General features: G+C 66.8%; 12 protein-coding genes and 1 pseudogene. 6 read left to right on the forward strand and 7 right to left on the reverse strand.

Translation table 11 applies throughout. The features are described 5' to 3' along the window. Window positions 1-220: 220 nt before the first annotated feature. Entirely contained in the window at window positions 221-1,699 is a 1,479-nt protein-coding gene (locus ACIPK3_RS33805) for an Ig-like domain-containing protein (protein ID WP_402576005.1), read from the reverse strand. A gap of 343 nt (window positions 1,700-2,042) precedes the next feature. Between ACIPK3_RS33805 and ACIPK3_RS33810 the strand changes: the two genes are divergently transcribed. Next, window positions 2,043-2,198: a helix-turn-helix domain-containing protein gene (locus ACIPK3_RS33810; protein ID WP_402576025.1), complete on the forward strand. Its 156-nt coding sequence runs from the start codon at window positions 2,043-2,045 to the stop codon at window positions 2,196-2,198. 167 nt (window positions 2,199-2,365) lie between these two features. Then, window positions 2,366-2,686, forward strand: a complete 321-nt coding sequence (locus ACIPK3_RS33815) for a hypothetical protein (protein ID WP_402576007.1) — start codon at window positions 2,366-2,368, stop codon at window positions 2,684-2,686. 10 nt (window positions 2,687-2,696) lie between these two features. Here ACIPK3_RS33815 and ACIPK3_RS33820 read toward each other — a convergent pair whose 3' ends face one another. Both ACIPK3_RS33820 and ACIPK3_RS33825 read right to left on the reverse strand, forming a co-directional pair. Next, entirely contained in the window at window positions 2,697-3,581 is an 885-nt protein-coding gene (locus ACIPK3_RS33820) for an IS5 family transposase (RefSeq protein WP_402576009.1), read from the reverse strand. A 301-nt stretch (window positions 3,582-3,882) separates the two neighbouring features. Beyond that, window positions 3,883-5,622, reverse strand: coding sequence for an enoyl-CoA hydratase-related protein (locus tag ACIPK3_RS33825; protein WP_402576011.1), 1,740 nt, complete (start codon window positions 5,620-5,622; stop codon window positions 3,883-3,885). Window positions 5,623-6,199: 577 nt separating this feature from the next. Between ACIPK3_RS33825 and ACIPK3_RS33830 the strand changes: the two genes are divergently transcribed. Further along, window positions 6,200-6,565, forward strand: a complete 366-nt coding sequence (locus tag ACIPK3_RS33830; RefSeq protein ID WP_402576013.1) for a hypothetical protein — start codon at window positions 6,200-6,202, stop codon at window positions 6,563-6,565. Between the two features lie 213 nt (window positions 6,566-6,778). On the opposite strand, the gene ACIPK3_RS33835 is transcribed toward ACIPK3_RS33830, so the two are convergent. Together ACIPK3_RS33835 and ACIPK3_RS33840 are read right to left on the reverse strand one after the other, a co-directional pair. Further along, the gene (locus ACIPK3_RS33835) at window positions 6,779-6,964 is read right to left on the reverse strand and encodes a hypothetical protein (protein WP_402576015.1); all 186 of its coding nucleotides are present in this window, start codon (window positions 6,962-6,964) and stop codon (window positions 6,779-6,781) included. An 11-nt stretch (window positions 6,965-6,975) separates the two neighbouring features. Beyond that, window positions 6,976-7,311: a helix-turn-helix transcriptional regulator gene (locus tag ACIPK3_RS33840; RefSeq protein ID WP_402576017.1), complete on the reverse strand. Its 336-nt coding sequence runs from the start codon at window positions 7,309-7,311 to the stop codon at window positions 6,976-6,978. A 173-nt stretch (window positions 7,312-7,484) separates the two neighbouring features. On the opposite strand from ACIPK3_RS33840, the gene ACIPK3_RS33845 reads away from it, so the two are divergent. After that, window positions 7,485-8,216, forward strand: a complete 732-nt coding sequence (locus tag ACIPK3_RS33845; RefSeq protein ID WP_402576019.1) for an ANTAR domain-containing protein — start codon at window positions 7,485-7,487, stop codon at window positions 8,214-8,216. 122 nt (window positions 8,217-8,338) lie between these two features. Here ACIPK3_RS33845 and ACIPK3_RS33850 read toward each other — a convergent pair whose 3' ends face one another. Beyond that, on the reverse strand, window positions 8,339-8,914 hold the full coding sequence (locus ACIPK3_RS33850) for a type 1 glutamine amidotransferase domain-containing protein (protein ID WP_402576021.1): 576 nt from the start codon (window positions 8,912-8,914) through the stop codon (window positions 8,339-8,341). A gap of 295 nt (window positions 8,915-9,209) precedes the next feature. Here ACIPK3_RS33850 and ACIPK3_RS33855 point away from each other — a divergent pair, with 295 nt between their 5' ends. Continuing rightward, the gene (locus ACIPK3_RS33855) at window positions 9,210-9,752 is read left to right on the forward strand and encodes a hypothetical protein (RefSeq protein ID WP_402576023.1); all 543 of its coding nucleotides are present in this window, start codon (window positions 9,210-9,212) and stop codon (window positions 9,750-9,752) included. Here ACIPK3_RS33855 and ACIPK3_RS33860 read toward each other — a convergent pair. Next, a pseudogene (locus ACIPK3_RS33860) lies at window positions 9,743-10,218 on the reverse strand (macro domain-containing protein). The gene ACIPK3_RS33855 and the pseudogene ACIPK3_RS33860 sit on opposite strands and share 10 nt — an antisense overlap. Window positions 10,219-11,458: 1,240 nt before the next feature. Between ACIPK3_RS33860 and ACIPK3_RS33865 the strand changes: the two are divergent. Continuing rightward, window positions 11,459-12,337: a right-handed parallel beta-helix repeat-containing protein gene (locus ACIPK3_RS33865; RefSeq protein WP_402576027.1), complete on the forward strand. Its 879-nt coding sequence runs from the start codon at window positions 11,459-11,461 to the stop codon at window positions 12,335-12,337. Window positions 12,338-12,462: the final 125 nt, after the last annotated feature.

Genomic DNA, 12,462 nt, shown 5'->3' on the forward strand with positions numbered 1-12,462 from the left:
GGCCATACCGAGTGCCGCCACCCCCAACCAGAGCGCGACCTGTCTGCGCGCCGTCGCACCGCGGCGCGTGCTGCGACCCGTCATCAGCATCCTCGATTTCGGTTAGTCCCGCTGGCCTGACGACCGGGCTGGTGTCTCGACTCGGTTCCCGAAGCGGGTCTAACCGGAAGAGGGGGGAGGTCATGTCAGTGTGCGGGCGTCTTCACCCGCATAGATCAGCTCAAAGCTTCCGTCTGATCACCGTGATGGGAGTACCGTCGACGGCCGGTGCTTGGCCCTGTCGGGTCGATGGGGTGATCTTGTGCGTGCCTGGGCTCAGCGCCCTGGGCAGGGTGCACGTCCATGTACCGGTGGCATTGACTGTCGTCGTGCACAGCGTGACCCCCGCTTCGGAGAGCGTGAGGGTGCTCCCGGCTTCGCCGGTGCCGGTGAATGTCGGCGGGCTCTGGGCCAGTACCGACCCGTTGGGCGGGCTGGTGATCACCGGGGGTGCGACGAAGACCTCGATGGCAGCAGTGTCGACTGATGGCGTCACCTCTGCGTCGGGCGAAGTGGCTGTGGCATCAATGGTGTACGTGCCGGGCATGCTGCTCACCGTCACCCCGAAGGTGAGGCTCACCGCTCCGTTGGCAGGCAGGATGAACGGCCCATGCCAGGTCAGACTGTTCCCCGTGATGTCCGGGTCACTGGAAGTGACCCCTGTCGTAGATCCGGGCCGGTAGGAGAAGCCGGCAGGGAGTTCGACCGCGATGGTGTCCAGCGTGGCATCAGAGACGTTCGGGTTGGCGATGGAGACGGTGTACGCGTTCGTGCCCCCTGTCGCGGTCTGGGGGGAGGCGGCGGAGGCTGAGACGTCCAGGGGGAAGGTCCCCGAGGGAGAGAAGGCCGTCGACCACTGGTAGGTGGTGCTTGCTCCGTCGGCCAGGCTGACCGGCCAGCTGATGCCGATGCCGCTGTCGGTGAAGTCGGTACACGTGCAGGTGTTGGAGAAGGGCTGCTGGCTACCGATCTGACTCCAGACCGTGTCATAGATGTCTTCGATGTACGAGTTTCCGCCGGTGCGCGGCAGCAGACCGACGATACGGCTGCCCGCGTTGGGCGAGGCGCTGCATGCCGGGGACGTTCCGACCACACGGCCGTAACTCTCGTCGCTGTCCTGCAGGAAACAGTCACCGGCCGTGTAAATGTTGCCGGTCTGGGACGCACCGGATGCGTTGGCCACGACAACGGTGGTGTCGTAGGTCTCCCGGCCGACGACATATGAGTCTGTCTGGGTAAGCGTGATACCGGGACCCGCGTTTACCACTGTCACCACCTTGTACGGATCCGCTTCGGTGCCCGAGCCCGTGACTGCGGACTGGCTGACCGGCGTGTAGGGGGTGCGGGGGCCGGCCGATCCTCCGGCTGGAACCGAGGACGGTCCGAACAGTGTCCCGTTCAGAGCGATGAAGGTCCCGCAGGCATTACCGGCGAACCAGGACGGCTGAGCGTCCCCCACGTGCGTGACGTTGCAGTTCAACTGCGGACTGATGGTGATGGCTGAGAGCGGTCCCGGCGTGGTGATTGTCGCCGCGAACGCCGAGGAAGCTGCGGGGAATAGGATGAAGACCATCGCTCCGACAAGCACCTGGCACAGCCAGGCCGCCCATCGGCGGGGATTTCGACTGACGATGGAGGATGCGCTATCCCAGCGGGCCACTGATGGTCCTCTCGCGGATCGAATTTCCCCCATTTATACCGGTCCGGCAAGTTATTGCACTCGATTACTCTGAGTTTTGCTCACCTTGCCCCATCTTTAACACTCAAGTAGCTCCACGGTCCACCGGGAAAATCTCCACTCATAAGCTCATCAGTCAAATACAAGGACTGGAAGTCGCAATCACTTTTTGGAGCGAGTGTCTCCGACATTCCTCAAAGGTGCGCGACTGGTTATTGAACCGAAACTTGTTGGTTGCCTTGGCCGTTGGGTGGTTGTGACGATCGGGGTGGGGCATGCGCGGTTGCTGTCGCCGGCTACGCAGGAGGTTTTGCGGCTGCGGGTGGTGGCTGCGCTGGAGTCGGGCCGGGCAGGCTCGTACCGGCAGGCGGCGGAGTTGTTCGGCGTCTCGCAGCGGTCGGTCGGGACGTGGTGGCGTGCCTGCCAAGCCCGGGGGCCGGGAGGCACGGCTGCCGGTGAAGGCGCGTACGGGCCGGGGTGAGGCGGTCAGTGCCGAGGAGCGGGTGGTGCTGTTTAAGGCCATGGCCGATTACACGCCCGAGGACCTAGTGTTCTCTGGACGAAGGGGGTTGCGTGCCGCGTGAAATAGCCGCAGTAGAGGCGTCGATGAAGGGGATCAGGTTTCGTGCCTGGCACGGGAAGCACTGCGTGACCCTGGCTGAGCTTTTGGTTCGCCTTGGCGGCTCCGGCCTGGACCTGACGTGGCGCGTCGAGTTCGACGAAATCGTCGACCCTCGCTGTGTCGAGATTCGGAGAAGGTCCGCTGACGCGGGGATGGATACGTTGACACTGTTGTCGCTGACGACCCCCTTCCTGCAGTTCATCGACGCCGAAGCACGGGGGTTCGCCGGGGTCGAGTTGATGGTGGTTCTGACCGAGTTCGACAGCTCCTCGTGGGATGTCAGGGCTGTCGACGAGGGCGTACTCAGCGACCTGCGCCACCACTACCCGGACGCCGAGGCGCTCTGAACGGGACGTCTCACTGCGGACGGAGCCATAGCCGGATGGCGGCCACGGTGACCGTCCCGTGGAAGACATACGCCCGCTTGTCAAAGCGTGTCGCGACGGCTCGAAAGTTCTTGAGCCGGTTGATCGTCCGCTCGACTTCGTTGCGGCGACGATAGATGGTCTTGTCGAACCCTGCGGGCCGGCCGCCTTGACTGCCGCGGCGCCGACGATTGGCCCGCTGGTCCCTCGGTTCGGGGATGGTGTGCTTGATCTGTCGTCTGCGCAGGTGACGCCGGTTGCGGCGTGACGAGTACGCTTTGTCTCCCCCGACATGGTCGGGCCGGGTGCGTGGTCGTCCACCGTCCCGCCGGGGCACACGGATCTCTTCCAGCACGGGGATCATCTGAGGTGCATCTCCCCACTGGCCGGGCGTGATGATGAACCCGAGCGGGCGGAGCCCGCCCTCTCCGGCAAGGTGGATCTTGCTTGTGAGGCCACCTCGCGAGCGTCCCAGGGCCTCATCGGGGCGGTGGCGCGCCGGGTTCTTGCGCCGTCCCGGGATCTTCGGGGTGCGGGTGGAGGCGCCAGCCGCGTGCTGATGAGCGCGGCAGGTCGTGGAATCGACGCTAACCATGCTCCAGTCGATCCGGCCCTCGGCATCGGCGTTGGCCTGGACGGCCCGCAGGATCTTCTCCCACGTTCCGTCCGCCGACCACCGTCGATGCCGGTCGTGAACCGTCTTCCAACTACCGAAACAGGAAGGAAGGTCCCGCCAGGGAAGGCCGGTCCGCTGCCGGAACAGGATCCCGTTGATCACACGACGGTGACACTGCCACCGTCCACCCCGCCCACGATTCCTTGGCAAGTGCGGCTCTAGCCGAGCCCACTCTGCATCCGAAAGATCTCCCCGCCCCATGACCCACGGAACGAGTTCCCAGCGGGAGCGTCACACGACCCATCGGACACGGCCTTGTTCCGTCTGTGGAGTGAGGACGGGCTGGCCCAGAGGATTCAGGATCTCCTGTGCTGCCAGGCGCGGGAGAAGGCCTGCCGACTGGACCTGGACCATGTCCTGTGCGGTGAGGTGGAGGAATCGCCCGTGGGCCGGGCAGGTCACGTTCCTGCCCGACTCGCACACGAAGGTCAGGGCCCTGCTCGCTCGGTGGAGCCGGGCGTCCCACGTGCTGGGCCGGCGACCGCGCATGCCATGACGGTGATCATACCAGATCGCCGCGTACAGCTCGACCTTGGACATCGGCGGCTGTGGTGAGCGGGTGGGGCGAAAGGCTCGGTGCCTTGCGGACGAAGGCGGAGCGCAAGGCGTGGTAGGGGGCATCGGGGTCGAAGAAGACGGCGTGCATGCGGGCGAGTTCGGCCCTTCTGTGGTCAGCGAGGGAACGAGCGCGTTGATTCGCTGCGTGGGCGTCGGCCTTGGCGGCGATACGCCGGACCAGGCCGGGGTCGGCGGCGATTTCACAGGCCAGCCGCTCGGTCTCGCCCGCGAAGTCCTGCGGTGCGACCGGTACAAGCCGGTCTACGAGGCCGAGCCGTTCGGCGCGGGCCGCGCTGACCGGCAGGGCCTCGGCGGTCAGTCGCTCGGCCTGTTCGGGCCCGACGCGTCGGGGCAGCGTGTACGTCCAGTACTCGGAGCCGTACAGGCCCATGCGTCGGTAGTGCGGGTTAAGGACGGCGCCGGTGCGGCACCACACCTCGTCTGCGGCGAGGGCGAGCATGGCGCCGCCGGCGGCTGCATTGCCGCCGAGCGCGGCGACCACCAGCCGGTCGGTGGTGAGCAGGATCTCCTCGACGAGGTCGTCCATGGCGTTGAGGTTGGCCCAAGACTCCCGGCCAGGATCGGGGGCTGCTTCGATGACGTTCAGATGGATCCCGTTGGAGAAGAAGTCGCGTGTCCCGCCGAGGACGAGGACACGGGTGGGGCGGCAGAGCGCGAATCGGTAGGCGGCGAGCAGTCGGCGGCACTGCGGGGTGCTCATGGCGCCGCCGGGGAAGGAGAAGCTCAGGAAGCCGACATCGCCTTGCTGTCGGTAGCGGATGTCGCTCCAGGTACGCCGGTCCGTCGGCACGTCGAAGGGGAGAGGGGCCTCCGGCAGAGCCGCCGCGTTGCCCTCGGCGAAGGTGGCGAGGACGGAGGTGGCCGGGCGCCGGAAGGGAGCGGGGTCGCCGGAGTTCTTGCGGGGACGAAGCTCAGGGATCCAGATCGCGCCGTCCCGGGTGGCCCGGCAGACGGCGCCGGCGCGCTTGGCAAGGAGTTCGCCGGGGTGGCCGCGCAGCCGGTCTTCGGGATGGCCGCCGTGAAGGAACACCTCCCCGCCGAGAAGTTCGTCCAGCACACCCGGCTGCGAGTCGGCGGCGCGAAGCTTGTGCAGCACCGTCTCGGTGTCATCACGGTGCCAGTCGATGTGCCGCCGCTCCTGCCGGAAGGCGTCACGCCAGACGACTGTCACCGACGCGTCCGTCTGCGGCAGGGGCTTGTGAGAGCCGCCGACGAAGCGTCGTACCGCCGTAAGCACCGCGCTCACCGCGGCGTCGGTGACCTCGCCCCGGTACAGGTCGCTCTTGCCGACGGGCGCCACGGAGAACGACTCGGCCGCCCAGATCGCGCCCGCGTCCATCGCCGCCTCTGCCTGCAGCACGGTCACGCCCCAGTGGGATGCCCGTGCGTCGATGGCCCAGTCCAGAGCGGATGGTCCCCGATCGCCGGGCGGACCCGGATGCACGATCAAACAGGTGTGCTCCCGCCACACGTCCTCGGGCAGCGCCGTCCTGAGCATCGGTGCGACGACCAGGCCGGGCCGCAGCTCGCGAACAGCAGCCCTGATCGGCTCAGAGCCATGGGTGGCGAGTACGACCTCCACGCGGTGCTCGTGGTCCGACAGTTCGGCATACAGGCGCTGGGAAAGGCTGTTGAACGCGCTGGCGACGAGCAGGATGTCCACGGCACCGCATCCTTGCGGGCTTCGGGGGGCGCGGCGAAGAAGCGCGGCCGCGTTTCGTTCGCCCGGCTCAGCTTTCTTGACGCACCGGACGCCACCGGCACCATCGCCGCGTAGCGGCCCAAGGCCTTCGGCCTGCCACCGGCACGTGGAACCACGCCCGGGAGGGGCGGCACCCAGGCCGAGGTCGTGCTCACCGCGCCGCAGGACAACGGGCTTGAGGTCAGTGCGTTGCCACCGGGCCCCGATGGGTCGCTGCCGCGCGCCGGGTCTACGGTCGTGACCACGACGACCCCAACCCCGGTCCGTTCGCCCCCGCACCAAACGTCCGCAGCGCTGTCGTTGGCGAATGATGGCCCGGCCCGGCGACCGGAGTGATGCCGGGCGACCTTCCGCCCGCCGCCCTGCGGTGCCCCCGCAACGAGGTCTTGACGCTCCTGGACGTAGCCGACCCCGACGACGCGTGTGACCGCTGGTGCGACGGCGTCATGTGAGTGAGCCGACAGGACGCGTAGCCCAAACCCGATGTGCCGGACCGTCTATGCTGACCCGCAGTAGGACCTGGGGGAAGGGGCGGCTGGTGGACTGGTTCTGGTGGATTCTTATCATCTTCTGGACGGGTGGCTTCGCGTGGGCAGCCGACAACGTCCGTACTGCGCTGCGTAATCGGCATGAACGGAAGTTGCAGTTGTTGGAGGCGGCGAAGCAGGAACGTTTGGCCGTCGAGGCGGCGCACAAGCCGCCGGAGCCGGTGTGCGGGTGCACGCATCACCTCGCCAAGCACGACAAGCAGGGTCGGTGCCACGAACGCGTCGAGGTGCCCACGGCCTGGGACGAGAACAAGAAGCCACTGCGTTTCGAGGCCGGCGAGTGCAACTGCCAGCAATACGTGGGGCCGCAGCCTCTGTCGCAGGTGTTCGCGGAGGAGCTGACGGACCGCGCCTGACCAGTCCTGATGAGTATGGGGGACATCCGCCCGTCATTTTCACTTCGTACGGTGGCGTGCATGGGCAGGGACGGGTGTACCCCGGGTGCGTCTCTGGTCGTAGCCGCAGACAACCGTGATGGCGGGCCGCGACCGTGCCGGTGGCCCGGAGGCGCTCTGCTCTTCGCGGTTGTATGCGTGCACTCTCCGTGCCCCGGGTCGGCGTGTTGCGGGTCAAGCGCGTCGGGCAGCCGTGGGGAGGGTGCCGGCACCGTCGATCTCGGTGGTTCCCTCCGCCGGGCCGTAGGGGCGGGCGGCGAGTGGGGTGCCGTCCGGAGCGAGGGCGGCGACGAGCGTCTTGCGCCCCGCGCGGAAGGCGGGGCGGGTCGTTGCGACAGTGCCGGTCTGCGCGGTGGGCACGTGTGGCGCCGTCACTGGGCCGATTTGGTCTCGTTCGCTGAGGAAAGGATCTCGTGCCGGGCCAGGAGGGAAAGCAGTTCGGCCACGGTCAGGCCCGCTTCGGCGGGGTGGCGCAGGATGGTTCCCGGCTGGATGCGGTACGTGTTGGTCCGACCTTCACGCGTGTGCGTGAGGTAACCGTCGGCTTCCAGATCGGAAATGATCTTCTGTACCGCGCGTTCGGTGAGCCGGCACCGCGCGGCGATGTCGCGCATACGGCTCGTGTGATCGTCCGCGATCGTGGCGAGCACCCGGGCGTGGTTGGTGAGGAACGTCCACCCGGCGTGCGGCTCCGGCACTTCTCCCATGCTTCCCATGGTAGGCACTCTGTTCACGTAACCCGAGAGGGGAAATATTTTTCCGGTATTTCTTGACGGGTGAGTGCGCCAAGTGGAACCTGGAAGAGGGTGTCCATGGCTACCCTCCGGAAGAGCGGCGAGGCCGCAGCCGGCTTCCACGGCAACGAGCCAGGGAGGACGAGATGACGGTGCACGCAACCACGGCCCGCCGTCCCCCGGCGGGCTCCCAGCCGCCGGACCTGGTGATTGACGTATCCCCGCCCACCGAACACGTGTTCGTTACGATCCGCGGTGAGCTTGACATCAGTACGGAGCCAGCCCTGGGCTCAGCGTTGCGAAACGCCCTCGCGCGGAGCAGGCACGGGATTGTGCTCGACCTGGCCGGGACGACGTTCTGTGACTGCTCCGGCCTGAACGCTCTGCTCGCTGCCCGGCATCACGCCCTGACCGACGGCAAGATCATCACGATCCGGGCAGCCGGCGTCCAAGTCCAGCACCTTCTGAACGCAACGGGCACCGGATCCCTGTTCGCCTTCCCGTCTCACGCCCCCGCCATGCCCCAGGAGGAAGCCCTGAGCCACGAGGAGGACCTGCGCAGCGAGGTGGTCCAGCTGCGCCGCGCCATGCAGACGCGCCCGATCATCGATCAGGCCACAGGGATCCTCATGGCCTCGTTCAGCCTCGCCTCCGAGGAGGCGTGGCACGTGCTGGTCACGGTGTCCCAGAACACGAACACCAAACTCCGTCACATCGCCGATCAACTGGCTGCCACCACTCAGGGCGCAGCCCTGACCGATGAAGTGCAACAGCAACTCGCCGCAGCCATAGCGGCCATCTCCACCGACGGGGACCCGGCAACCGGTGATCGGCAGTCCACCAAGCAGGACAACCACAGCGGGGAGGCAGCATCCTGAGGCTCCCCGAACTCCCGTAACCGCCCGGCCCTCGCCACCGTCTGCTCACTCGTGGGCTCTGCTTGGGCGGATCGTCACCACTCCAAGATCCGGAAGGCGCTATGTTCCCGGACCGGGTCGCGTCATGCCCGATGAGGACCTTCGGTGAACTCTTCGACGATCTTGGCACAGAACGCGGGCAGGTCGTCCGGCTTGCGGCTCGTCACCAGGCCGTTGTCGGTGACGACCTCCTCGTCCACGACCGTTGCGCCGGCGTTGCGCAGGTCGGTGCGCAGGCTCGGCCAGGACGTCACCGTCCGGCCCCGTACGACGTCCGCCTCGATCAGCGTCCACGGCGCGTGACAGATCGCGCCGACCGGCTTGCCGGAGGTGACGAACGCGCGGACAAACGCGACGGCTCTCTCGTCCTGGCGGAGTTTGTCGGGGTTGACTGCGCCCCCGGGCAGGATCAGCGCGTCGAAGTCGTCCACGGACACGTCTCCCACCATGCGGTCCACAGAGAAGGTGTCGGCGGGCTCGATGTCGCCGTTCATCGCCTGGATTCGCCCGTCATGCATCCCGTCCTCCACGGAGACGAGCACCGTGTCGGCGCCAGCCTCCCGGACGGCGTCGCGCGGCCGGATCAGTTCGACCTGTTCTACTCCGGTTGCTGCGAGGATGGCGATTTTCTTGCCCGTAAGGCTGGTGCTGCTGCTCATCGGGGCCCCCTCCGTCGCTGTTGCGTTTGGGCGTCCGGTGTCCGCGCAGCGAGTACCCGTCACACCCGCTGTCATGCGTGCGCGGGCTCTGACCACGACGTTTCCCCGACAGTCCGCGGGCTCCCGTGGGGTTGCAGGCTGGCGATGCGCTGTGCCGTGTCTCTCCCGAGTGCGGCCCGGAGCTCTCGGCAGCCGGCGGCCGAACAGCGGCGCTGGAACCTAGCCGAAGCCGCCCTTCTTTACACTTCGGCAGACACCACGGGATCCCCGCCAACATCACCCACGAACCGGCGGCATGGCGCACTGCGTCGCCACCGGCGACCAGGAAGCCCTGAAGGAGATCCTGCCGTCGCCGCTCCAGGCCGCCGCGGCGGTATCGGTGGTGCTGCCGGACACGCATGAGGGGCACGGCCGCTCTGGGGGGGGCGCCGGTCTCCACGTGACGACCAAGGGTCTGGTCGACTGGCTGTCCGACTCGGAGTACAACATCCGCCGCGACTATGGCGTCCTCATTCACACCGCCTACGAGAACGTTGCCGTCGTCCAGCCGAACCGATTCCCGACCACATCACGAACGGCCAGTACGAGATCAGCAGCGTCGTCAGAACCGGGGCCGACGAACGTACGCGCGGCACCCGGACGCCTCACCGCTGCGCATCGACGGCCGCCGGGGCAACTGGGACGCGATCGAGAACTCTGGCTCGCCGGCGAACTCACCGACGACGAGTGCGAGGACCACTTCATCGACGACGTCATCGTGGAGGACATCGGCGAGGGCACCGACGGCTGGGAGTTCCCGGGCGCCTCGTGCTCCGTCGAAGTCAGGTCTCATGTGTAGTCGTAGACGGTGGCGGCGATGTCGCGGGCACTCAAGGTTTTGCTGATGATCGGCTCGATGCGTTCCCACTTGCCTCCGCGAGGCCGCAGCCGATGCGGGGCATGTGAACAGAGGCCTTGCTGGCAAGAGCGTGTTCAGCGACGGCTCGTAGGCAGCGCTCGACGGCGTCGTATCGGATGGGCGGACCACCGCTTCCCGTCCTCATCCCGCGCTGCGCGAGCATGTTTGCAACCCAGATGTCGGATCGGACACGGACCATCTGTACTGCTCCGAGGGCGAAGTCGTTACCTGCGCGCCCGCGGTGCCAGCGGCGGTACTCGCGCTCGGGTTCGGGCCTGTGACGCGAGATCGCGAGGACGAATCCCTTGCTCCATCCGCCGAGGTCATTGCAGACATGGGCGATGATCTTCGGGCCCTTTGCTTGAGGGTTGGTTGCGTCGCCCGCGACGATCTTCAATGGATTCACGGAGTCATGATCGCCTGACCTCTGATCAGAGACCAATGCCTTTTCCCTCGTACTGCTCTCATCATGCACCGCCTTCCCAGTGCTCGTGGCCTGCTCCAAGACCGACCGGGCGGAGGCCGCACCTTCGCCTGCCTGCTGTACGTCATCGAACGCCGTCAGGGAGCCGTGTTCTGGTGGGCATTCGCCGCATACGCCGGAGATCCCCTGGCCGCACACCTCCTGGCCGCCCACCACGCCATCGACGACAAGACCACCCGGCGAAGCCAGAGCGTGGCGTCCGAACAAGCCCATGTCGGGCTCCTCTCTGGGGACCATCCCCGCAGGCGCGGGGTCGACTACGCCCGAAAATTGTCCGGCTGGGCGGTGGTGTGGTCGACAGTCCTTCGCCGTGAACGAAGTGCTGCCGAAGTGGGACGAGCTGCCACTTGCCGATGCCCTGCTCGGTCATCCGCGCACCGGTCACTATCCTGATCAGCTCACCGACCAGGGCACGGGTCCACAGCGAGCTGGACACGGCCTAGGTCCAGACCGTCTCCGCCGCCTACTGCGCTACGCCCCTCCGCCAAACAGCGCCGTCGTCATGCGGGTGGTGCGCCGGACGACCGAGCATGCTGCGCCGGACGGATGTTTCCGCCCGCAGGTGTGGCGTGCAGTCACCGGGACGGGAATCCGTCCCGTGCGTTCCCTTCGATCGAGAACAGGCTCATCGGAGGCTCGGACGGCTACCGCTGCCGGACTCCCTCAGCTCCGCGTCGCCGAATCCGAGGTATACGTACGGCCTGCCTGCCCTCAAGGAGCTGCCGCCATGTATGACACCACCGGTCGGATGCGTACCGCTGCAGTGGCGGCCTTCCCCCTCGCCGCTGTCCCTCGCAGTGGGCCTTGCCGCCACACCGGCCCATGCCACGACCACGACGGTCACCTGCACCTGAAGCGAGACCACCAACGGCACCAATCTTCAAAGCGCCGTCAACACCGCTGCCAGCGGTGACACGATCCTGCTCGACGACTACTGCGTCTACACGCTCTCGAGTGCCTTTGCCGGTCTGAACAGCCTGCCCCTTCTCAACAAAACCCTCACGATCGACACCGGCAGCAGCGACCACACCGCAACCATCCGACGTGACCCCACCACCAACCTCTTTCGCATTTTGCAGGTCACCAGCGGGGAAGCCTGACACTCAGGAACGTCACCCTTCAAAACGGCTCCGTTGGTTCACCGGGAGGGGGTGCAATCCACATTGACCTCAACGGAAGTGTGACCGGAACCAATGTCCACCTCGAGGGAAACTCCGCAGCAGCGGCGTCCGGCGGCGCCGTCAACGTTGTCCAGGGCAGCCTGACGCTGACCGGAGGATCGGTCACCGACAATCGGGCCGACAACGGCGGAGGCATTGCCGTCGATATCGGCCCGGTCAGCCCGACCGACGTCAGCCTTCGCGGCAACCGCGCAACCAGTTTCGGCGGCGCCCTGGTCAACTCGGGCAGCGACCAGGGCACCGTTCAGATGACCGGCGGAAGCATGAAGTCCAACACCGCCGGCCTCTACGGCGGCGCCATGTACTTGTCATCCAACGCCACTGTCAACGGCATCACCATCAGCAACAACCGAGTCACCCCCGGCGTCGGCGGAGGCATCGAGCTGGAAGACGACGGCGTCCTCACCATGTCGAACTCCGCCATCACCGGCAACACCGCCACTGCGGCGACAACTCCTGCCGGGGGCGGCCTTTACATCACCGGCGGAACCGCTGATCTCAGCGGCATCGCCTTCAACGGCAACACACTTGTCGGATTCGAGGCCCAGGGCGCCGGCATCGCCCAGACCGGCGGCTCCGTCACCCTCGACTCCAGCTCCTCCATCATGGGAAACCTCGCCTCGGGCGCGTACTCCCAAGGAGGCGGCCTGTACAAATCCGGGAACGTCACTCTGGACATCTCCGCCACCACCATCTCAGGCAACAAGGTCTCCGGCGCCGGAGCCACAGTGGCCGACGTCTACAACCTCGGCAGCGGACCTTACCGGCACCGCCATCACCGGCAGCACACCCACCAACTGTGCCTACACCAACCCCACCGTCCTGCCGACCTTCTGCACCGCGCCCTGAGTGGACGTTAAGTCCGTTTCTGGTAGCGGCCTCGTCCGGGTGGGTCTGTCCAGTGAACGGTGTAACTGGGTTGGTGTCGTGGGTCAGATTCGGTTGTGGGTGAGGCGGCCGTCGAAGGCGATGTCGAATGCCTGGA

The organism is Streptomyces sp. NPDC086787, assembly GCF_044745865.1.
GTDB lineage: Bacteria > Actinomycetota > Actinomycetes > Streptomycetales > Streptomycetaceae > Streptomyces.

Excerpts from the sequence above, each read along its gene's own strand:
- ACIPK3_RS33820 (WP_402576009.1), bottom strand. The coding sequence starts at position 3,581 with ATGGGGCGGGGAGATCTTTCGGATGCAGAGTGGGCTCGGCTAGAGCCG.
- ACIPK3_RS33840 (WP_402576017.1), bottom strand. The coding sequence starts at position 7,311 with ATGGGAGAAGTGCCGGAGCCGCACGCCGGGTGGACGTTCCTCACCAAC.
- ACIPK3_RS33845 (WP_402576019.1), top strand. The coding sequence starts at position 7,485 with ATGACGGTGCACGCAACCACGGCCCGCCGTCCCCCGGCGGGCTCCCAG.
- ACIPK3_RS33850 (WP_402576021.1), bottom strand. The coding sequence starts at position 8,914 with ATGAGCAGCAGCACCAGCCTTACGGGCAAGAAAATCGCCATCCTCGCA.
- ACIPK3_RS33855 (WP_402576023.1), top strand. The coding sequence starts at position 9,210 with ATGGCGCACTGCGTCGCCACCGGCGACCAGGAAGCCCTGAAGGAGATC.